The sequence below is a fragment of the Variovorax sp. AC194 genome (assembly GCF_979257995.1).
Window position 1 is genome coordinate 4,891,200 of the sequence record NZ_OZ409823.1, and the last position, 19,942, is coordinate 4,911,141.

At 68.1% G+C, this 19,942-nt stretch carries 17 protein-coding genes and 1 pseudogene; 8 read left to right on the plus strand and 10 right to left on the minus strand.

Features of this window, described 5'->3' with window-relative positions:
* Nucleotides 1–48 precede the first annotated feature (48 nt).
* Entirely contained in the window at nucleotides 49–2,040 is a 1,992-nt protein-coding gene (gene dnaG, locus ACZYRS_RS23305; protein ID WP_463421146.1) for a DNA primase, read from the plus strand.
* Nucleotides 2,041–2,243: 203 nt separating this feature from the next.
* Here the strand turns inward: dnaG and ACZYRS_RS23310 are convergent, their stop codons facing one another.
* Nucleotides 2,244–2,495, minus strand: coding sequence for a hypothetical protein (locus ACZYRS_RS23310; RefSeq protein WP_463421147.1), 252 nt, complete (start codon nucleotides 2,493–2,495; stop codon nucleotides 2,244–2,246).
* Between ACZYRS_RS23310 and rpoD the strand changes: the two genes are divergently transcribed.
* Nucleotides 2,488–4,674, plus strand: coding sequence for an RNA polymerase sigma factor RpoD (gene rpoD / locus ACZYRS_RS23315; protein ID WP_463421148.1), 2,187 nt, complete (start codon nucleotides 2,488–2,490; stop codon nucleotides 4,672–4,674). The genes ACZYRS_RS23310 and rpoD overlap by 8 nt on opposite strands.
* Before the next feature lie 107 nt (nucleotides 4,675–4,781).
* On the opposite strand, the gene ACZYRS_RS23320 is transcribed toward rpoD, so the two are convergent.
* Nucleotides 4,782–5,957 carry a hypothetical protein gene (locus tag ACZYRS_RS23320; protein WP_463421149.1) on the minus strand — a complete coding sequence of 392 codons (1,176 nt, stop codon included), beginning with the start codon at nucleotides 5,955–5,957 and terminating at the stop codon, nucleotides 4,782–4,784.
* A gap of 147 nt (nucleotides 5,958–6,104) precedes the next feature.
* Between ACZYRS_RS23320 and ACZYRS_RS23325 the strand changes: the two genes are divergently transcribed.
* Genes ACZYRS_RS23325 through sugE form a run of 3 tightly spaced genes read left to right on the plus strand, consistent with a single transcriptional unit; the run spans nucleotide 6,105 to nucleotide 8,840 of the window.
* Nucleotides 6,105–7,340 (plus strand): multidrug effflux MFS transporter, encoded by a 1,236-nt coding sequence (locus ACZYRS_RS23325; protein ID WP_198787644.1) that lies wholly within the window; start codon nucleotides 6,105–6,107, stop codon nucleotides 7,338–7,340.
* Nucleotides 7,341–7,354: 14 nt separating this feature from the next.
* The gene (locus ACZYRS_RS23330; RefSeq protein WP_463421150.1) at nucleotides 7,355–8,485 is read left to right on the plus strand and encodes an HPP family protein; all 1,131 of its coding nucleotides are present in this window, start codon (nucleotides 7,355–7,357) and stop codon (nucleotides 8,483–8,485) included.
* Between the two features lie 34 nt (nucleotides 8,486–8,519).
* Entirely contained in the window at nucleotides 8,520–8,840 is a 321-nt protein-coding gene (gene sugE, locus ACZYRS_RS23335) for a quaternary ammonium compound efflux SMR transporter SugE (protein WP_042578538.1), read from the plus strand.
* 18 nt (nucleotides 8,841–8,858) lie between these two features.
* On the opposite strand, the gene ACZYRS_RS23340 is transcribed toward sugE, so the two are convergent.
* The 3 genes from ACZYRS_RS23340 to ACZYRS_RS23350 are packed head-to-tail and all read right to left on the minus strand — an operon-like array spanning nucleotide 8,859 to nucleotide 12,045.
* Nucleotides 8,859–9,845, minus strand: a complete 987-nt coding sequence (locus tag ACZYRS_RS23340) for a tripartite tricarboxylate transporter substrate binding protein (RefSeq protein WP_463421151.1) — start codon at nucleotides 9,843–9,845, stop codon at nucleotides 8,859–8,861.
* A gap of 38 nt (nucleotides 9,846–9,883) precedes the next feature.
* The gene (locus ACZYRS_RS23345; protein WP_463421152.1) at nucleotides 9,884–11,092 is read right to left on the minus strand and encodes a CaiB/BaiF CoA transferase family protein; all 1,209 of its coding nucleotides are present in this window, start codon (nucleotides 11,090–11,092) and stop codon (nucleotides 9,884–9,886) included.
* Nucleotides 11,089–12,045: a hydroxymethylglutaryl-CoA lyase gene (locus ACZYRS_RS23350; RefSeq protein WP_463421153.1), complete on the minus strand. Its 957-nt coding sequence runs from the start codon at nucleotides 12,043–12,045 to the stop codon at nucleotides 11,089–11,091. The genes ACZYRS_RS23345 and ACZYRS_RS23350 overlap by 4 nt, the downstream gene beginning before the upstream one ends.
* Before the next feature lie 110 nt (nucleotides 12,046–12,155).
* On the opposite strand from ACZYRS_RS23350, the gene ACZYRS_RS23355 reads away from it, so the two are divergent.
* The 3 genes and pseudogenes from ACZYRS_RS23355 to ACZYRS_RS23365 all read left to right on the plus strand — a co-directional run bounded on the left by ACZYRS_RS23355 (nucleotide 12,156) and on the right by ACZYRS_RS23365 (nucleotide 14,796).
* Nucleotides 12,156–13,073 carry a LysR family transcriptional regulator gene (locus tag ACZYRS_RS23355; protein ID WP_463421154.1) on the plus strand — a complete coding sequence of 306 codons (918 nt, stop codon included), beginning with the start codon at nucleotides 12,156–12,158 and terminating at the stop codon, nucleotides 13,071–13,073.
* 113 nt (nucleotides 13,074–13,186) lie between these two features.
* Nucleotides 13,187–14,077: pseudogene (locus tag ACZYRS_RS23360) on the plus strand (MBL fold metallo-hydrolase); the annotation flags it as partial.
* On the plus strand, nucleotides 14,071–14,796 hold the full coding sequence (locus ACZYRS_RS23365) for a DsbA family protein (protein ID WP_463421155.1): 726 nt from the start codon (nucleotides 14,071–14,073) through the stop codon (nucleotides 14,794–14,796). The pseudogene ACZYRS_RS23360 and the gene ACZYRS_RS23365, both read left to right, overlap by 7 nt.
* Nucleotides 14,797–14,803: 7 nt before the next feature.
* On the opposite strand, the gene ACZYRS_RS23370 is transcribed toward ACZYRS_RS23365, so the two are convergent.
* From ACZYRS_RS23370 to ACZYRS_RS23390, 5 genes are read right to left on the minus strand one after another with little or no spacing between them, the layout of a single operon-like run.
* Entirely contained in the window at nucleotides 14,804–16,504 is a 1,701-nt protein-coding gene (locus ACZYRS_RS23370; RefSeq protein ID WP_463421156.1) for a tannase/feruloyl esterase family alpha/beta hydrolase, read from the minus strand.
* A gap of 37 nt (nucleotides 16,505–16,541) precedes the next feature.
* Nucleotides 16,542–17,246, minus strand: a complete 705-nt coding sequence (locus tag ACZYRS_RS23375) for an ABC transporter ATP-binding protein (RefSeq protein ID WP_198787634.1) — start codon at nucleotides 17,244–17,246, stop codon at nucleotides 16,542–16,544.
* Entirely contained in the window at nucleotides 17,239–18,018 is a 780-nt protein-coding gene (locus ACZYRS_RS23380) for an ABC transporter ATP-binding protein (RefSeq protein WP_463421157.1), read from the minus strand. The genes ACZYRS_RS23375 and ACZYRS_RS23380 overlap by 8 nt, the downstream gene beginning before the upstream one ends.
* Complete coding sequence (locus ACZYRS_RS23385) at nucleotides 18,015–19,019, minus strand: branched-chain amino acid ABC transporter permease (protein ID WP_463421158.1); 1,005 nt, start codon at nucleotides 19,017–19,019, stop codon at nucleotides 18,015–18,017. The genes ACZYRS_RS23380 and ACZYRS_RS23385 overlap by 4 nt, the downstream gene beginning before the upstream one ends.
* A gap of 1 nt (nucleotide 19,020) precedes the next feature.
* Complete coding sequence (locus ACZYRS_RS23390) at nucleotides 19,021–19,893, minus strand: branched-chain amino acid ABC transporter permease (protein WP_206178198.1); 873 nt, start codon at nucleotides 19,891–19,893, stop codon at nucleotides 19,021–19,023.
* Between the last annotated feature and the right edge of the window lie 49 nt (nucleotides 19,894–19,942).

Here is a 19,942-nt window from a genome sequence, read left to right on the forward strand (position 1 = left end):
GCCGCCGGAGGCCGGCCGCTTGCGTATGATTTGCCGCTCTTCGCCTACATGACCATCCCCGCCTCATTCATCCAGGAACTCATCGCGCGCGCCGATGTGGTCGAGATCGTCGGCCGCTATGTGCCGCTCAAGAAGGCCGGCGCCAATTTCATGGGGCTGTGCCCCTTCCACGGCGAGAAATCCCCCTCTTTTTCCGTCAGCCCGACCAAGCAGTTCTATCACTGCTTCGGCTGCGGGGTGCATGGCAACGCCATCGGCTTTCTCATGGAGCACGCGGGCATGGGCTTCGTCGAGGCGGTGCACGACCTGGCCGGCCAGTACGGCCTGCAGGTGCCCGAAGACGACGCCTCCCCCGCAGAGCGCGCCCGTGCCGCCAGCCAGCGCCAGAAGCAGGCCACGCTGACCGACGTGCTCGAGAAGGCCGGCGACGCGTACCGCAAGTCGCTGCGGCAGGCGCCCGGCGCCATCGACTACCTCAAGGGCCGGGGTGTCTCCGGCGAAGTGGCCAAGCAGTTCGGCATCGGCTATGCGCCCGCGGGCTGGCGGGCTCTCGCCAGCGTGTTCCCCGACTACGACGATCCGCTGCTCGCCGAGAGCGGCCTGGTGATCGTCAACACCGAAGACGGCCAGCTCGAAGCGAGCGAGGCCAAGCGCTACGACCGTTTCCGCGACCGCGTGATGTTCCCCATCCGCAACGTCAAGGGCGAATGCATCGGCTTCGGCGGGCGCGTGCTCGGCGACGAAAAGCCCAAGTACCTGAATTCGCCCGAGACGCCCGTCTTCAGCAAGGGCCGCGAGCTCTACGGCCTCTACGAAGCGCGCGCTGCCTTCCGCGACCGCGGCTATGCACTGGTCACCGAGGGCTACATGGACGTGGTCGCCCTCGCGCAACTGGGCTTTCCGAACGCGGTGGCCACGCTCGGCACCGCCTGCACGACCGAGCACGTGCAGAAGCTCTTCCGCTTCACCGAATCGGTGGTCTTCAGCTTCGACGGCGATGCCGCCGGCCGCCGCGCCGCGCGCAAGGCGCTCGACGGCGCCCTGCCCTATGCCACCGACGTGCGCAGCATCAAGTTCCTGTTCCTGCCGGCCGAGCACGACCCGGACAGTTTCATCCGCGAACACGGCGCCGAGGCCTTCGCCCGCTTCGTGACTGAAGCCACGCCGCTGTCGCGCTTCATGCTCGAGGCGGCGCGCGAAGGCTGCGACCTGACCACCGCCGAAGGCCGCGCCCACATGACCAGCAACGTGCGTCCGCTCTGGAGCGCGATGCCGGACGGCGCGCTCAAGCGCCAGCTGCTGAGCGAGATCGCCACGCTGGTGCAGCTCGACGCGGCGGCGCTGTCGGACCTGTGGGCCTCCACGCCCGGTCCGCGCAAGGCCGCGGCGCCGCCCGCGCCGCGCCACAGCGAATCCAGCGGCGATGACGGGGACTATCCGGACATGCCGCCGCCGATGGAATTTGAAGCGCCGCGCTATGAAACCGATAGCAAGCCGCGCAAATTCGTCAAGGGCAAGCGCTGGGGCAGCAAGTACGAAGAGCCCATCGAGCCGCTGCGCGGGCGGGGCAAGCCCCCGAGCCGGCCCGACGTGGCGGTGCGCCTGCTGCTGTCGAACATGGCGCAGTGGGACGCGCTCTCGCACGAGCTGCACCTCATGCTGTGCGACCTGCCCGGCACGCACGGGGCGCTCTTCACATGGCTCGACAGCCAGTTGCACGAGCACGGCGTGCAACCTTGGGCGGCGCTGCGCGAAGGCATGCGCGGGCTGGATTTCGAGGCGCTGGCCGAGCGGCTCATGAACGTCGCCGACGCTGCGCCGGTACCCGAGGGCGAAGAGGAACAGCACCTGGCCGATGCGGTCAAGGAGCTTTCCAGCGTGCTCGACTTCATGCTGGACGACCGCTTGAAAGCCCAGCAAAGCGAAGCCATCGCCGCGGTCGGAAAAGATCCGAAAGCGCTGGAGCGCTACAAGGCGCTCGAGGCGCGGCGGTTGGAATTGCGCAACCGCCTGAGTCCGCGCGGTTCAGAAACTGCTTGAAATTTGTGCAATACGCTATAATGTAGGGCTTCGCAACTGGCGAAATCAGACAAGAGCGACAGCAGCACCTCCGGGCCGACCCCTAGCGCAACGCACTCCAACGGTAAATTCCGGCGGAAAGGGTCAATAACCGCAAGGACTGCACACCAAATGTTCGCCCGACATCTTGTCTGCTGAGGAATTAATTCCTCTTTCCCAATTGTTTATGTCCGTGCCTGTGCGCGGGCTGTGGTGGCGCTGCCGAATGGCAGTGCGCCTGTGATTTCCGCTTGTCCATTCTTGTCGTAACGAGGTCGTATGCCCAGTTCAAAGAAGCCTGCTATTTCACTCGCCAAAAGCGTCGCCAAAAAGCCTGTAGCAGAGAAACCGTTGAAAGCCGGCAAGACGCCGGCATCTAAGACGAGTGCCGCCGCGTCCAAATCGGCACCCGCAACGAAAGTGAAAACCGTGCCCACGAAAACGACCACCCTCGACGATCCCAAGAAAGTCGCCGCTCCCGCTGCCAAGAAAGTCGGCCGTCCGCCCAAGGCTGCCGGTGCCGCCGCACCTGCCACCGGCGCCAAGCGCGGCCGCAAGCCCAAGGCCGGCAATGACGCCCCCGAGAGCGACGTCGACCTGTCGGACATCGAGGAAGACCTGGCCGGCGACGAGCCGGCGGTCGCCACGACCACCGAAGAAAAGGTCAAGCCGCTTCGCATGAAGATCAGCAAGGCGAAGGAACGCGCCTTGATGAAGGAGTTCGGCCTCGACGAGACTGTGCTCTCCGAAGAAGACCTGGCCAAGCGCCGCTCGCGCCTGAAGACCCTGATCACGCTGGGCAAGACCCGCGGCTACCTCACGCACGGCGAAATCTCCGACCACTTGCCCGACAAGCTGGTCGACGCCGAGACCATGGAAGTCGTGGTCACCATGTTGAACGACATGGGCGTGGCGGTGTACGAGCAGACGCCCGACGCCGAAACGCTCCTCCTGAACAACACCGCGCCCACCGCCACCACGGTGGAAGAAGCCGAGGAAGAAGCCGAAGCCGCGCTCTCCACGGTGGACAGCGAATTCGGCCGCACCACCGACCCCGTGCGCATGTACATGCGCGAAATGGGCACGGTCGAGCTGCTGACGCGCGAAGGCGAAATCGAAATCGCCAAGCGCATCGAAGGCGGCCTCATGGCCATGATGGAAGCGATTTCGGCCTCCCCCGCCACCATCGCCGCGATCCTGGAGATGGCCGCGACGATCCGTGAAGGCAAGGTCGTCATCTCGACCATCGTGGACGGTTTCTCGAACCCCAACGAGGCCGACGACTACGTGGCCGAAGAAGACTTCGACGAATTCGACGAAGAAGACGACGACGACGGCAAGGGCGGCTCCAAGGCGCTCACCAAGAAGCTCGAGGAACTCAAGCGCGAAGCGCTCGATCGCTTCGACCGCATCGCCGGCATGTTCGAGAAGATCCACAAGATCTACGAGAAGGAAGGCTACGGCACACCGGCGTACACCAAGGCCCAGCAGGCCGTGTCCGACGAGCTGATGACCATCCGCTTCACGGCCAAGACCATCGAGAAGCTGTGCGACCTGGTGCGCACGCAGGTGGACGACGTTCGCAAGAAGGAACGCGAGCTGCGCCGCATCATCGTGGACAAGTGCGGCTTCCCGCAGGACGAGTTCATCCGCGACTTCAGCGGCTACGACAAGAACGGCAACCGCGTCCCCTCGAACCTCTTGAACCTGAAGTGGGTCGAGAAGCAGGCCGCCGCCGGCAAGCCCTGGAGCGCCGTGCTCGCGCGCAACATTCCGCCGGTGCAGGAACTGCAACAACGCCTGACCGACATCCAGTCGCGCGTGGTGGTGCCGCTCACGCAGCTGAAGGACATCAACAAGCGCATGAACGAAGGCGAATCGTCTTCGCGCGATGCCAAGAAGGAAATGATCGAGGCCAACCTGCGCCTCGTGATCTCCATCGCCAAGAAGTACACCAACCGCGGCCTGCAGTTCCTCGATTTGATCCAGGAAGGCAACATCGGCCTCATGAAGGCGGTGGACAAGTTCGAATACCGTCGCGGCTACAAATTCTCGACGTACGCCACGTGGTGGATTCGCCAGGCCATCACCCGCTCGATCGCCGACCAGGCGCGCACCATCCGCATCCCGGTGCACATGATCGAGACGATCAACAAGATGAACCGCATCTCGCGCCAGCACTTGCAGGAGTTCGGCTTCGAGCCCGACGCCGGCATCCTGGCCGCCAAGATGGAGATCCCGGAAGACAAGATCCGCAAGATCATGAAGATCGCCAAGGAGCCGATCTCGATGGAAACCCCCATCGGCGACGACGACGATTCGCACCTGGGCGACTTCATCGAGGACAGCAGCAACACGGCGCCCATCGAGGCCGCGATGCAGGCGGGTCTTCGCGACGTGGTCAAGGACATCCTGGACTCGCTCACGCCGCGCGAAGCCAAGGTGCTGCGCATGCGCTTCGGCATCGAGATGTCGACCGACCACACGCTGGAAGAAGTCGGCAAGCAGTTCGACGTGACCCGCGAGCGCATCCGCCAGATCGAAGCCAAGGCGCTGCGCAAGCTCAAGCACCCGTCGCGTTCGGACAAGCTGCGCAGCTTCATCGACACGCTCTGAGGCATGGGTTCTCCGGCACCGGCGACGGTGTCGGAAGGCTCGAAAAAGGCCCGGAACCGCTTCACGCGGTCCCGGGCCTTTTTCTTAGGGCCGGTGCACCGATTTCTTCAGAGCGCCGCGAGCCCCTCCACCAGCGCCTCGCGGTCCAGCTTGCGCTGCTCGCCGCGCGACCACGAGAAGATGTCGTAGCCGTTGCTGTAGAGCACCGCGCCGTCGGGTGCGAGGTCGAAGTGCGCCACATGCGAGGCGATCACGCGCGGGCTCGCGCGGCGGCCTTCCTGCGCGATCAGCTGCCACGAGCCGGGCACGAGGTTGCCCGCGTACTGCGGGTCGCTGCGCACCTTCGACAGCTCGATCATCCGGCCGTGCAGCCAGAGCTTGCCCAGGTCCTGGTCGAGCTCGGGCGTGCGCGGGCCGCCGGCCGAACGCAGCGGCTCCTTGCCGTAGATCATCGAGAAGAAGTTGAGGTAGCCGAAGACCGCCTTGCCCAGGCGCAGCGGCATCATCAGCGTGTCCTTGATCGCGCCGCCGGCGCGCTCGTGCGCGGGCTTTTCCACCGGCCGGCGAATCGCGTAGAGCGTGCCGTCGGACGCGATGCGCGGAACGATGTAGTCCCACTCGGGGTCGTCGAGCAGGCTGTCCATCTGGGCGCTCTTGTAGTCGAGCCAGTTCACCGTCGAGTGCCCCATCGCGACGACGACGCCGCTCTCGGCATGCCGCGCCACGCCGCACGACTGGTAGATCAGCGTCGAGGGCGCGCCCGGCATCGCGGCCGGCGCGGCGTCCAGGCTGTCGCCGCCGGTGATCGCGCCCTTGGCGTTGCCCTCCTCGTCGAACACCTCCAGCTGCGCGGTGCCGTCGGGCTGCCCCACGGCCAGCACCAGGTGGCGCGTTTCGGGCACATAGGCCATGCCCAGGATCGGCGTGTGCTGCCGGTGGAAGAGCCGCACCTCGCGCTGCTCGTCCAGCTCGTAGCGGAACAGGCCGATGCTGCGCCCCACGCTCAGCACGTAGTAGATGGTGCGCGGCCCGCCGCGGCAGACGTGCTGGAAGCGCGCCGGCGCCATCGCGCCGCCCGGCCCGCCCCGGCCCCACAGCGCGGCGCCCGAGAGCATGCCCTGGGACTCCTCGCGCTCGGCGTGCTTCCAGGAGGTGGTGCGGCGGCTGTTGGCCTCGCGCTGGATCAGCTCGCGCGCGAACGGCGATTCGATCTGCACCGGCGCGGCCTGGCCGCCGCGCAGCCACAGCTCGCCACGGGTGATCGACAGAAACTCCTGACTCATTCCTCGTCCCTTCTTCTTCATGCACGCAGGCGCGCAGTTTAGTGGTCGGCCCGCCGCGGCGAACGTCCGGCGCGTCTGCTACGCTCGCACTCTTTCGGTGCGCACCCTTGGCGCGCCGTTCTCGCAGCTCTTCTTCCCATCCAAGCCATGAATCCCGACGCCGACAAACTCTGGCAGGCCCCGCGTTGGGCGCTGGCCGTCCTGCTCGCGGTGCTCGGCATGCTCGGGCCGTTCTCCATCGACACCTACATCCCGGCCTTCTCGGGCATCGCGCGTTCCATCGGCGCGACGCCCGCCGAGATGCAGCAAACGCTCTCGGCATACCTCTTCGGCTTCGCGTTCATGAACCTGTTCCACGGCGCGCTGTCGGACAGCTTCGGCCGCCGGCCCGTGGTGCTGTGGGGCCTCGCAGTATTCACCATCGCCTCGCTGGGCTGCGCGCTGTCGCAGAACATCACGCAGCTGGTGCTGTTCCGCGGGCTGCAGGGCCTCTCGACCGGCGCGGGCATCGTGGTCTCGCGCGCGGTGATCCGCGACATGTTCCCGCCCGCCGAGGCGCAGCGGGTGATGAGCCAGGTGACGATCTATTTCGGCGTGGCGCCGGCCATCGCGCCGATCATCGGCGGTTTCCTGTTCGTGCATGCGGGCTGGCACGCGGTGTTCTGGTTCCTGGTGGCCGTGGGCGTGGTGCTGTTCGTGGCCAACTACAAGCTGCTGCCCGAGACGCTGCATGCCTCGCACCGCCAGTCGTTCCACGTGCGCCACTTGCTGCGCGGCTACTGGGACCTGTGCTCCGACCCGCGCTTTCTGCTGCTCGCGCTCGCGAGCGGCGTGCCGTTCAACGGCATGTTCCTCTACGTGCTGGCCGCGCCCGCGTTCCTGGGCGACCACCTCGCGCTGCAGCCGCAGCAGTTCTTCTGGTTCTTCCTTCTGACCATCGGCGGCATCATGCTCGGCGCGCGCGCGAGCGGCCGCATGGCCGGCAAGGTGACGCCCAAGCGGCAGATCCGCGACGGCTTCCTCATCATGCTGGTCACCTCGGTGGTCAACGTGGTGGCCAACACCTTCTTCACGCCGCACGTGGCGTGGGCGCTGTGGCCGCTGGCGGTGTTCGCCTTCGGCTGGGCGCTGATGGTGCCGGTGGTCACGCTGCTGGTGCTCGACCTGCACCCCGAGCGCCGCGGCATGGCCTCGTCGCTGCAGGCGGTGATCGGCTCGACCGCCAACGGCGTCGTCGCCGGCGCGATCGCGCCGCTGGTGATGCACTCCACGCTGGCGCTCGCAGTCACCTCCACGCTGATGCTGGGCATCGGCCTCGTCGCCTGGGTCTGGCTGCACGGCCGCTGGCCCGAGATCGGCCGCAGCCTCGCCCACGAAACCTGAAAGGAACTGGCTCGATGCGGCTCTCCGCAGTCCTCGCCTATGCGCGCGCCTGGCTGCCGGGCCGCACCACCGTCGACATGCGCGAGCGCCTGCGCGCCGTGTGCGGCGCGGCCATCGGCCTCTTCGTCACCGCGGTGCTGTGCCGCTGGCTGGCCGGCCCGCTGGGCAGCGCCGTCTGGCTGATCGCGCCGCTGGGCGCGAGCGCGGTGCTGGTGTTCGCGGTGCCCGCGAGCCCGCTCGCGCAGCCCTGGTCGGTGATCGGCGGCAACACGCTGTCGGCCGTGGTCGGCATCGCGAGCGTGAGCTTCATTCCCGACCCGGCCGTGGCCGCCTCGATCGCGGTGGCTGGCGCCATCGGCGTGATGTTCTTCGCGCGCTGCCTGCACCCGCCGGGCGGCGCGGCGGCGCTGCTGGCGGTGCTCACGCACACCACGCATTTCTCGTCGGCGCTCTTTCCGTTCTTCACCAACTCGCTGCTGCTGGTGCTGGCCGGCGTCGCCTACAACTCGCTCACCGGCCGGCGCTATCCGCACGTGCAGGTGGCGCAGCCGCCGCGCGCCGATGCGCGCTTCAGCCAGGCCGACATCGACGCGGTACTCGCCCGCTACAACCAGGTGCTGGACATCAGCCGCGACGACCTCGAATCGCTGATCCAGCAGACCGAGCTGGAGTCGTACAAGCGGCGCCTGGGCACGCTCGACTGCGGCGACATCATGTCGCCCAACCCCGTGTCGGTGGAGTTCGGAACGCCGCTGCAGGAGGCCTGGGCGCTGATGCACGACAAGCGCATCAAGGCGCTGCCGGTGACCGACCGCACGCGCCGCGTGGTGGGCATCGTCACGCAGGCCGACTTCTTCCGCCAGCTCGACCTGCAGCACCACGAAGGCATCGCGGGCCGGCTGCGCGACCTGATCCGCGCCACGCGCACGGTGGTCTCGAACAAGCCCGAGGTGGTCGGCCAGATCATGACGCGCCAGGTGCGCGTGGCCAGCGCCGAGCGGCCGGTGGTCGATCTCGTGCCGCTTTTTTCCGAAGGCGGCCACCACCATATCCCCATCATCGATGGTGAAAAGCGCCTCACCGGCATGATCACGCAGTCCGATTTCGTGCGCGCGCTTTACCGCGCCGTGCGGCCGGAGAACTGAAACCCCTTTTTGTTGTTTTCGCCAAGGAGCGCGCATGGCCTGGGTCGTATTGCTGGTGGCTGGTCTGCTTGAAATGGGATGGGCCATCGGCCTGAAGTACACCGAAGGATTCACGAAGTTCTGGCCCTCGGTGGGCACGGCCATTTCGATGATCCTCAGCGTCGTGCTGCTGGGCTGGGCGATGCGGTCGCTGCCCGTGGGCACTGCCTACGCGGTGTGGACCGGCATCGGCGCGGTGGGCACGGTGATCCTGGGCATCGTGCTGTTCCACGAGCCGGCCAACGCGGCGCGGCTCGCGTGCGTGGGGCTGATCGTGGCGGGCATCCTCGGGCTCAAGCTCACGAGCCCGGCCTGACCTGTTGCTCTGCGGGCCTTACTCCAGCACCACGTTCGCCTTCTTCACGAGCGCCGCATAGCGCGCGGCCTCGGTGCGGAAGTAGCTCGCAGCCTCCTCGGACGAGGTCGGCTTGATGACGTTGCCCTGCTTGTCCATCGCCTCGCGAACCTCGGCGCTGGTGTAGGCCGCCACCACCGCATCGTGCACGCGCTTGATGTCGGCCGCCTGCATCTTCGGCGGGCCGATCACCGCGAACCAGCCTTCGACCGCGTAGTTCGGCAGGCCCTGCTCCGCGATCGTCGGAATGTCCGGCGCGGCCGGCGAGCGCGACGGCCCGCACACGCCGATGGCGCGCAGCGCGCCGCTCTTGATGTGCTGCTGCACCGCAGGCAGCGCGACCACGCCGATCTCGACCTGCCCCGCCATCATGTCGGTCACCATCGGGCCGGTGCCTTTGTACGGAATGTGCCGCGCCTTCACGCCGGCCTCGTCCATGAACATCTCGCCCGCCAGGTGAATGATGGTGCCGTTGCCCGACGAGGCGTAGTTGTAGCCCTCGGGCTTCGCGCGCAAGAGCGCCACGAGCTCCTTCACGTTCTTCGCGGGCAGCTTCGGGTTCACCATCAGCACCAGCGGCGTCGCGCCGACCACGCTGATCGGCGTGATGTCGTTGATCGCATCGAACGGCATCTTCTTGAACACGCTCGGGTTGATCACGTGGTTGTTCGACACCATGCCCAGCGTGAGCCCGTCGGGCGCCGCCTTGACGATGGCCGCGGTGCCGGTGATGCCGCCCGCGCCCGGCATGTTCTCGATCACCACCGGCTGGCCGAAGGCCTTGCCCAGCGCCACCGAGGCGGCGCGCACGATGTTGTCCACGCCCGAGCCGGCGCTGATCGGCAGGATGAAGCGGATCGGTTTGTCGGAGCCCTGTCCAAATGCGGGGAATGCAGCAAGCGCCGCGGCGCCCGCGCCCAAGCCCAGCATCGTGCGGCGCGTCATCGGAAGGAAGTTCGTGGTCATGGTCTTGTCTCTCTTTATGTTTTGAAGAATCGCCGGCCTCAGCTCACGGCCGCGTCGGCATGCATCGCATCGACCTGCGCGTCGGCATAGCCCAGTTCGGCCAGCAATTCGCGCGTGTGTTCCCCGAGCGTCGGCGGATGCAGGCGCACGCCCAGGCGCTCGCCGCCGAGCGTGATCGGGAAGAGCGTCGTCTGCGCCATCTGCCCTGCGCGCTCGCCGTCCGGAAGGCGGATGTTCGCGAGGCCGCCGGTGGCCTTCAGGTGCGGATCGGCGTACAGGTCCTCGGGCCGCGTGATCGGCGCGAAAGGCAGTCCCCGCGCCTCGAAGATCGCCGAGAGCTCGGCCGCCGAACGGTCGGCCAGGCGCGCGCGCAGGTCGGCCAGCAGCGTGGGGCGAAGGCGCACGCGTTCGTTGTTCGTGCGCAGGGCCGGGTCGGCCTTGAGGTCGGCGAAGCCCAGCGCGTCGCAGAACACCGTCCATTGCGCATCGCTCACCGCGGCCAGGAAGATCTGCTCGCCGTCCTTCACGGTGAACACGTCGTACAGCGCCCAGGCCGAAATGCGCTCGGGCATCGGCGCGGCCGCCTGCCCGGTGATCGCGTACTGCAGCATGTGCTGGCCGACCAGGAACACGTTGTTCTCGAACAGCGCCGACTGCACCTCCTGCCCCTTGCCGGTCTCGGCGCGCTGCATCAGCGCGGCGATGGCGCCGATCGCGCCGAACATGCCGCCCATGATGTCGTTCACGCTCGTGCCCGCGCGCAGCGGATCGCCGGGGCGCCCCGTCATGTAGGCGAGGCCGCCCATCATCTGCACCACCTCGTCGAGCGCGGTGCGGTGCTCGTAGGGGCCGGGCAGGAAGCCCGTGTGGTTCACGTACACCAGGCGCGGATTGAGCTTGCCGAGCGCGGCGTAGCCCAGGCCGTACTTGTCCATCGTGCCGGGACGGAAGTTCTGCGCCACCACGTCGGCCGTGGCGCACAGGCGCAGCGCCGCCTCCAGCCCCTGCGGGTTGCGCAGGTCCAGCGCGATGCTTTTCTTGTTGCGGTTGAACATCGGGAAGAAGCCCGCGCCCGCGCCCAGCAGGTGCCGCGTGCGGTCGCCGTCGATCGGCTCGACCTTGATGACTTCCGCGCCCAGGTCCGCGAGCACCATGCCGCAGGTCGGGCCCATGACCATGTGCGTGAACTCGACCACGCGGATGCCTGCGAGCGGCAGGCGCTTCGGCTCGGTGGCTGCAGCGCTCATGCGGCCACCTCTTCGGCCGCAGCGGCCGGTGCGAAGGTCTTCGGAAAGCCCGCGCGCCACACCGTGCCCTGCAGCGTCTCGCCATCGAGCCAGCCGGCCACGCGCTTGCGCAGGTCCAGCAGCTTCGGCAGGTCGACGCCGGTCGCGACACCCATGCTCTCCAGCATGAAGACGAGGTCTTCGGTGTCGACGTTGCCGCTCGCGCCGGGCGCATGCGGACAGCCGCCGATGCCGGCCAGGCACGCATCGAAACGCGTGATGCCGACCTCCAGCGCCGCATACGCATTCGCGAGCCCGAGGCCCCGCGTGTCGTGGAAATGGCCGCACCAGAGCCGGTCGCCGGCGATGCGCAGCGCGCGCTCGAAGAGGCTGCGCACCATCGCCGGATCGGCGTAGCCCACCGTGTCGGCGAGGCTCACGCGGTCGGCGCCCGCATCGAGCAGCGCCTGCATGAGGCGCAGCACTTCGTCGGGTGCGACATGGCCCTGGATCGTGCAGCCGAACGCCGTGCCCACGCCCCCGTCGATCAGCGTCTTCGAGCCCGCCGCGTCGCGCGCGGCGCGCATGCGCCCGACCTCGGCCACCACCTCGTCGGGCGTCTTGCGCAGGTTGGCGAGGCTGTGCGCGTGGCTCGCCGAGAGCGGCACCATCATCAGGTCGGCCTCGCCCGCGATGGCGCGCTCCGCGCCCTTGAGGTTGGGCACGAGCACCGAGGCGAAAAGGCCGGGCAGCGTCCTGGCATAGGCCAGCAGCTCGGCCGTGTCGGCCAGTTGCGGCAGCAGGTGCGCCGGCACGAAGGAGCCGACCTCGATCTCGCGCTGGCCGGCCGCGTGCGCGTCGCGAATCCATTCGAGCTTGCGGGCGGTGGGCAGCACGCGGGAGATGCTTTGCAGCCCGTCGCGCAGGCCCACTTCGCGAACGACCGCGCGGGGCGGCAGGAAGGCGTGAATCAAGTCTTGTCTCCGTCGTGTGAGGGTACGGCGTCGATGTTAGAAGTTCCGATTCGGTCCAGAAGGTATATTTTGGAAGCCAACTGCTTCCAAAACGGAACACCAAAAACAACATGAGAGACCTCGACCTCACCACCCTGCGCCTGTTCGTCGCCGTCTGCGAAACCCGCAGCATCGCGCGCGCCGGCGAAGAGGCCAGCATCGTCGGCTCGGCGATCAGCAAGCGCCTCGCGCAGCTCGAAGACACCGTCGGCACGCCGCTCCTGCTGCGCAAGCGCCGCGGCGTGGTGCCGACGCCGGCGGGCGAAACACTGCTCGAACACGCGCGCGCCATGCTCGGCAGCGCGACGCGCATCGAGCGCGACATGGCCGCCTACGCCGGCGGCGCGCGCGGGCATGTGCGCATCCTGGCCTCGGCCTCGGTCATGGCCGAATCGCTGGCAGAGGACGTGGCCGGCTTCCTCAAGGACCCGGCGCACCGCAACATCCGCGTCGACATGGAAGAGCGCGTGAGCCCCGAGATCGTGCGCGGCATCCGCGAAGGCGTCGCGTCCATCGGCCTGTGCTGGGACGCGGCCGATCTCGAAGGGCTGGAGCGGCGCGACTACCGCTCGGACCACCTCGCGATCGTCGCGCACCCGACGCACCCCGTCGCGCGCCACGAGGCGGTGCGCTTCGAGCAGGTGCTCGACCACGAATTCGTCGGCATGCCCGCGTTGAGCGCCGTGCAGCTGATGCTCGCGCGCGAAGCGGCCGTTGCCGGCAAGCCGCTCGTGTACCGGGTGCTGGTGTCCAACTTCGATGCGGCGCTGCGCGTGGTGCGCGCAGGTCTCGCGATCAGCGTGGTGCCGGCCGAGGTCGCGCGGCCTTTCGCCGAGGCTTTCGGCCTCAGGCTGATGCCGCTCACCGACGACTGGGCGCGGCGCCGCTTCGCGATCTGTTTCCGGGGCGAGGCGGCGCTGTCGCCTTCGGCGCAGTTGCTGGTGGCGCACCTCGAACGCTGCGCGACGGACCGGCCGGGCAGCGCCTGATTCGTCCGATAACGGAAACGATCCATTGCGGCGGCGGTGGTTTTTGTTTCGTTTCCGGCAACCTAGCATTCGGTCTGTTCACGCTGTCACGCCATCCCAACCGAAAGTCCGCCATGTTCCGCAGAGCCTTGATTTCCGCCGCCGTCCTTTCCGCCACGTTCGCCCTCGCGCCGCTGGCCCATGCCGCCGAGCCGCTCAAGCTCGACGTGTACAACCCCGGCGCCAAGTCGATGTTCCCGGTGTCCTCCGGGCTCATCACCGGCCAGAACGACGCGGTGCTGATCGACGCCCAGTTCCAGCGCAACGATGCCCAGGCGCTGGTGCAGAAGATCAAGGCCAGCGGCAAGAAGCTCACTACCGTCTACGTGAGCCACAGCGACCCCGATTACTACTTCGGCCTCGACGTGATCCAGGACGCGTTCCCCGACGCGAAGATCGTCGCCACGCCGCAGACCGTGGCCGCGATCCAGGCCTCCAAGGACGGCAAGCTCGCGCACTGGGGCCCGATCCTGAAGGACAACGCGCCCAAGGCGCTGGTCGTACCGCAGCCGCTCGCGGGCGACAGCCTGGAGCTCGAAGGCCACAAGATCCAGGTCGTCGGGCTCGACGGCCCCACGCCCGAGCGCAGCTTCGCGTGGATTCCCTCGCTGAAGGCGGTGGTCGGCGGCATCCCGGTTTCGGCCAACATCCATGTGTGGATCGCCGACACGCAGACGCCTGCATCGCGCAGCGACTGGCTCAAGACGCTAGCCCGCATCGAAGCGCTGCATCCGAAGACGGTGGTGCCCGGCCACTACCTGCCGAACGCGGACGGCAGCGCGCCTTACACGCTCGCTTCGGTGAAGTTCACGCGCGGCTACCTGCAGGCCTTCGAGACCGAAGCGAAGAAGGCCAAGGACTCGGCCACGCTCATCGCCGCGATGAAGAAGCGCTACCCGAAATTGCAAGACACCTCGTCGCTCGAACTGAGCGCCAAGGTCATCAAGGGAGACATGAAATGGCCGCAGTGAACGACGACAACGGCGACACCGCCACGCTGCACTACATCTTCGACCCGATGTGCGGCTGGTGCTACGCGGCCGCGCCGCTGGTCGATGCGGCGGGCGGCGTGCCGGGGCTGAAAGTCGAGTTCCACGGCGGCGGCATGATGACCGGCGCCAACCGCCGCGCGATCTCCCCGCAGTGGCGCGAGTACGTGATGCCGCACGACCGGCGCATCGCCGAGCTCACGGGCCAGCCGTTCGGCGAGGCGTACTTCGAGGGATTGCTGCGCGACACCGGCGCGGTGATGGACTCCGAACCGCCGACCACCGCCGTGCTCGCGGCCGAGGCGCTGCGCGAAGGCGGCGGGCTCGACATGATTCATCGCCTGCAGCGCGCCCACTACGTCGAAGGCCGCCGCATCGCCGATGCGGATGTGCTCGCCGCGGTGGCCGTCGAACTCGGATTCGATGCGCAAGCCTTCGCAACGGCTTTCGCGCGCATGTCCGGCGATGCGACCTCGCAGCACTTCGCCGCGAGCCGGCAACTGCTGCAACGCGCGGGCGGCCAGGGCTTTCCGACCTTCGTGCTCGCACAGGCCGGCGGCCCCGCAAGCCTCATAGACATCGGCCCATGGCTCGGCCGCCCGGACGAATGGAAGGCGCAGCTCGCGACCTTCGCCACGCCGCCGCAGCCCGCGAGCGCGGCGCCGGCGTGCGGCCCCGACGGCTGCGCGATCTAGGCTTTCTCTATCTCGCGCACTGGAAGCTCGCCGCCTGCGACGCATCGCCGCTCACATAGCGCGGCCACAGCGGCCACTCGCACAGCGGACGTGCGCGGATGGTCTTGAACGGCGGCTGCACCTCCTGCTCGGCGAGTTGCAGCCCGGCCGGCGCGCGGCCGCGTTCGACCCAATCGGCCAGCGCGCCGAGCATGTCGACATTCGCGGGCGCGCCGCTGCCCACATGGTCCACGCCCGGCGCGGTGTACAGCCGCATGAAGCGGTCCACGTTGTCGCGCCCCAGCCGCGCGACCACAGACTCGTAGTAGCGGATGCCCGCGAACGGGCTCTGCGCGTAGTCGGCCATGTGCTCCAGCATCAAGAGCTTGCCGCCCCGCGCGTTGAAGGCGCTGAGGTCCGGATTGGTCGAGTCCATCAATTGCGATACGGTGGCGATGCGCGCCGCGAAATCTTCGGCGCGGTAGTTGCGCACGTCGAGCGATGGATTGCGCGCGTAGAAATACTGCAGCGCGCCGCTGCCATAGAACCACGCGATGCCGTTGCTCGGCTGCGGCGGCACGGTCGGCGCGGCGGTGCCCGTCCACCATGCGTTCCAGCCGCCCATCGAGGCGAAGGCCGGCGTGCCTTCGCCGCCGATGCCCCAGCCCGGATATTCGGTGACACCGTTGGCCAGCGGCACGGGCGCGCGCCACGGCGAGCGCAGCGTGCGCACCGCCTGCACCTGCGCATCGTTGAGACAGTTGTCGCCGCTCGTGCCCGCCGCACAGCGCAAGGTGGCCGGATCGAAGCGCTGCAGGCATGCCACCGGGTTCGACACGATGCGGTCCGCCACACCGTCCGTGGCATCGCACGACGCGAGCACCGCGTTGTGCACCAGTTGCACCTGCGCGGGCCGCAGCCACCCTTCACCGAAGGTCGCGATGCCGTTGCGCGTGCCCGCGTGCTGCAGCCCCGTCCAGTTGATGACCGGCACGCGGCTGAAGATGCCGTCGAAGTCCTGCGGATAGCGCTGCGCCATCGTGAGCGCCTCGCGCCCGCCTTCGGAGCTGCCCATGAAATAGAGCTTCTGCGGCGCCTGCCCGTAGGCGCGCTGCATCAGCGCCACGGCCACGTCGCGCACCTTCTTGTACGAGGCATGCGCGAAGTTCACGAGCGCCTCGTCGTTGAGCGCGAAGGCTTGCGGCGGCTGGCCCTGCACGTTCTGGTGGCCCGAGTCGGTGCCGTAGGTCACGTAGCCCTGCGCGAGCGGGGTGGGCTGGTCGAAGCGGCCTGCGGGGACCAGCGAGAGGCCGGTGATCAGCACGCCGTTGAAGCCGCCGCCGCCGTACTGCACGCTGCGCCCGTTCCACGCGAGCGGCAGGTTGACCTGGAACAGGATCGGCGGCGCGCTCGCGTCGAGCGGCGCGATGCGGCCGAGCACTTTGCAGTGCGCGGGCGTCACCGGCGTGATGCGCGCCGAGGGGCTGGGCCCGCGCTCGGCAACCGCCAGTGGCGATGCGGCAACGAGCGTCGCCGAGTCGATGGTCGCGGCGCCGCTCGGCAGGCCGATCGCCGCAGGCGCGATCGGTGCGGCGAGGGCCGCGCAGGCCGTTGCCGGCTCGCCGCCGAGCGTGAGCGCCCTCGGCCCCATGGGGGTGCCGCACGCGGCGAGCAACGCGGCGGCCGCCAGCATGGCGCCCCCGCAAAACACTGTCTTCGGGATCGCCATCTGTCTGTCTCCTTGTTGTTCGCTGTGGCCGTTACTGCTACCGCGCCACGCCCAGCAACCGCTCGAGCACCTGCGGCTGGCTGCGCAATGCCGCCGCGCTGTCGGTGTGGACGATGGTGCCGTGGTCGAGCACCACCGCGTGGTCGGAAATCGCGAGGATCGCCTGCGGGTGCTGCTCCACGATGATCGCGGCCAGGCCCTCGTCCTGCGTGATGCGGCGGATGGCGCGCAGCAGCTCTTCCACGATGATCGGCGCGAGGCCTTCGAGCGGTTCGTCCAGCAGCAGCAGCTTGGGGTTCAACACCAGCGCGCGGCCGACGGCCAGCATCTGCTGTTCGCCGCCCGAGAGCTGCGTGCCCAGGTTGGTCTTGCGTTCCGCAAGACGCGGGAACATCTCGTAGACGCGCTGCGGGTTCCACTTGCCGGGCCGCTCCACCGCGGTGAGGTTCTCGTGCACCGTGAGCGACTTGAAGATGTTGCGCTCCTGCGGCACCCAGCCGATGCCCGCTGCGGCACGTTGATGCGGCGCGAGCTTGTGCAACGCCTGCCCGCCGAGCGCGATGGTGCCGCCGTGCTGGCGCGTGGCGCCGGCCAGCGTGTTGATCAGCGTCGTCTTGCCCGTGCCGTTGCGGCCCAGCAGCGCGAGCGTCTGCCCTTCGCCGAGCGCGAACGCCACGTCGTGCAGCACCACGGCCTCGCCGTAGCCCGCGCTCAGGTTGTCGATGCGCAGCAACTCAGACATGAGCGCTCTCCCCGTGACCCAGATAAACCTCTTTGACCTTCGGATCGTTGGCGATGGTCTCGGGGTCCCCCTCGGTCAAGAGCGTGCCGTTGACCAGCACCGTCATGCGGTCGGCAAAGCTGAACACCAGGTCCATGTCGTGCTCGATCAGCAGCACCGACACATCGGCCGGCAGCGCGGCCACGGTCTGCAGCAGCTCTTCGCGCTCGCCCGCCGGCACGCCCGCCACGGGCTCGTCGAGCAGCAGCACGCGCGGCTCGCAGGCGAGCGCGATGGCGATTTCCAGCAGGCGGCGCTTGCCATAGGCCATGAATTTGGTCTGCTGTCTTGCGACATCGGAGAGATGGAACTGTTCGAGCAGTTGCCCCGCGCGCTCCGCGATCCCCTTGGTGCCGCCGAGCGGCCGCCACCATTGCGCGGCGATGCCCTTCTGTTGCGACACGACCAGCGCCAGCGTCTCCAGCGGCGTCATCGAATCGAACAGCTGGTTGATCTGGAAGGTGCGCACCAGCCCGCGCGCCACGCGCTTGTGCGGCGCGAGCGTGGTGATGTCTTCGCCCAGCAGCGTGATGCGGCCTTCGGTCGGCACGAGCACGCCGGTCAAGAGGTTGATGAGCGTGGTCTTGCCCGCGCCGTTCGGGCCGATGAGCGCGTGGCGCGCGCCGCGCTTCAATTCCATCGTGACGTTGTTGGTGGCGGTGATGCCGCCGAAGCGCATCACGAGGCCTTGCGTCGAGAGCACGGTCTCGGTGGTCGTGGTGGTGGTGGTCATGCCGCACCGCCCTTCTTCTTGCCGACGCCGAACCACGTCCACGGCTTGAGCAACCGGTCGCGCCCCACGAGCACCAGCAGCACGAGGATCAGGCCGATCCAGAACATCCAGTACTGCGGCGTCACGGCCGAGAGCCAGTTCTGCAGCAGCTTGAAGACGATGGCGCCCGCCACGCCGCCATAGAGCCAGCCCACGCCGCCGATCACCAGCATCAGCAGCACGTCGGCCGAGCGGTCGAAGGCCAGCACGTCGAGCGAGGCGAAGCCGGTGGTCTGCGCGAGCAGCGCGCCCGCCGCACCCGCGATGCCGGCCGCCACCGTGTAGATGACCGCGAGCCGCGACACCACCGGAATGCCGATGGCCATCGCGCGCAGCCGGTTGTCGCGGATCGCCTTCAACGTCGCGCCGAACGGCGAATGCACCAGCCGGCGCATCACGAGGAACAGCACCAGCATCACCGCGAGCGAATACCAGGCGGCGGTGCGGCCGTAGAGGTCGAACTCGAAGAGACCGAGCACGGGCCCCATCACCACGCCCTGCAGGCCGTCGGCGCCGCCGGTGAGCCAGTCGAGCTTGTTGGCCAGCTCGAGCAGCAGCAGCGCGGTGCCCAGCGTGACCATGAGCCGCGTGAGGTCGCTGCCGCGCAGGATCGTCACGCTGGCCACGAGGCCGAGCAGCGCCGAGAGCACGGTCGCGAACACCAGCCCCACGGTCGGGTCCGGCATCACCAGCTTGGCGAAGAGCGCCGTCGCATACGCGCCGAAACCGAAGAACGCGGCGTGGCCGAGCGAGACGATGCCGGTGTAGCCGAGGATCAGGTCCAGCGACATCGCGAACAGCGCGACGATGGCGATCTCGTTGACCAGCAGCGAGTGCGAGGGCACCACCAGCGGCAGCGCGAACGCCACCGCCCAGACCACGAACTCCCATGGCCGCCAGCGCGCGGTGCGCAGCAGGGCCGACTCGTAGGTTGCGGTGGTGGATGAAGAAGGCGCGCTCATCTCAACGCCCTCCCTTGCGCGTGAACAGCCCTTGCGGCCGCCACATCAGGATCAGGATCATCAGCAGGTAGACGGTGAACGCGCCCATCTTCGGAATGAAGTACTTGCCCGCCACGTCGGCAATGCCCAGCAGCAGCGCGGCCGCGAGCGGCCCGGTGATCGACGAGGTGCCGCCGACCGATACCACGATCAGGAAATAGATCATGTACTTGAGCGGAAAGGTCGGATCGAGCCCGAGGATCTCCGCGCCCAGCGCGCCGCCCAGGCCCGCGAGGCCCGAGCCGACGGCGAAGGTCAGCAGGAACACGATGTTCACGTTGATGCCCAGGCCCGCGGCCACGCGCGGATCGTCCACCGCGGCGCGCAGACGGCTGCCGAAGCGCGTCTTCGAGAGGATGAGCTGCAGCACGACGGTGAGCACCGCGCACACGCCGATGATGAAGAGCCGGTAGTGCCCCATGCCCAGCAGCAGCGCGCCGTCGCCGATCTCGGTGCGGCCGCGCAGCCACTCGGGCAGTTGCACGTTCTGCTGCGAGGAGCCGACGAAGTAGTCGATGGCGGCCACCGCCATGAACGCGAGGCCGATGGAAAAGAGCACCTGGTCCAGGTGCGGCTTGCCGTACATCGGCCGGTAGAGCGTGCGCTCGAGCAGCGCGCCGGCCAGCGCGACGACGATGAACGCGAACGGCAGGCAGGCCAGGAACGGCATGCCGAGCTTCTGCATCGCGAACACGGTGAGATAGCCGCCTGCCATGGCGAAGGCGCCGTGCGCGAGGTTGATGAAGTTCATCAACCCGAGCGTCACGGCCAAGCCGACGGCGAGAACGAAGAGCAGCATGCCGTAGGCGATGCCGTCAAAAAGAATGGTCAACATATTTGTTTGTTCGGGTGCTGGCGTTCAGGGCACATGCACAGGCCACCGG

Bases quoted from the DNA above. Each gene is read 5' to 3' on its own strand.
- dnaG (WP_463421146.1), top strand. From the start codon at position 49: ATGACCATCCCCGCCTCATTCATCCAGGAACTCATCGCGCGCGCCGAT.
- sugE (WP_042578538.1), top strand. From the start codon at position 8,520: ATGGCCTGGGTCGTATTGCTGGTGGCTGGTCTGCTTGAAATGGGATGG.
- ACZYRS_RS23365 (WP_463421155.1), top strand. From the start codon at position 14,071: ATGGCCGCAGTGAACGACGACAACGGCGACACCGCCACGCTGCACTAC.
- ACZYRS_RS23355 (WP_463421154.1), top strand. From the start codon at position 12,156: ATGAGAGACCTCGACCTCACCACCCTGCGCCTGTTCGTCGCCGTCTGC.
- ACZYRS_RS23345 (WP_463421152.1), bottom strand. From the start codon at position 11,092: ATGAGCGCTGCAGCCACCGAGCCGAAGCGCCTGCCGCTCGCAGGCATC.
- ACZYRS_RS23330 (WP_463421150.1), top strand. From the start codon at position 7,355: ATGCGGCTCTCCGCAGTCCTCGCCTATGCGCGCGCCTGGCTGCCGGGC.
- ACZYRS_RS23390 (WP_206178198.1), bottom strand. From the start codon at position 19,893: ATGTTGACCATTCTTTTTGACGGCATCGCCTACGGCATGCTGCTCTTC.
- ACZYRS_RS23380 (WP_463421157.1), bottom strand. From the start codon at position 18,018: ATGACCACCACCACCACGACCACCGAGACCGTGCTCTCGACGCAAGGC.
- ACZYRS_RS23325 (WP_198787644.1), top strand. From the start codon at position 6,105: ATGAATCCCGACGCCGACAAACTCTGGCAGGCCCCGCGTTGGGCGCTG.
- ACZYRS_RS23375 (WP_198787634.1), bottom strand. From the start codon at position 17,246: ATGTCTGAGTTGCTGCGCATCGACAACCTGAGCGCGGGCTACGGCGAG.
- ACZYRS_RS23385 (WP_463421158.1), bottom strand. From the start codon at position 19,019: ATGAGCGCGCCTTCTTCATCCACCACCGCAACCTACGAGTCGGCCCTG.
- ACZYRS_RS23320 (WP_463421149.1), bottom strand. From the start codon at position 5,957: ATGAGTCAGGAGTTTCTGTCGATCACCCGTGGCGAGCTGTGGCTGCGC.
- ACZYRS_RS23370 (WP_463421156.1), bottom strand. From the start codon at position 16,504: ATGGCGATCCCGAAGACAGTGTTTTGCGGGGGCGCCATGCTGGCGGCC.
- ACZYRS_RS23340 (WP_463421151.1), bottom strand. From the start codon at position 9,845: ATGACCACGAACTTCCTTCCGATGACGCGCCGCACGATGCTGGGCTTG.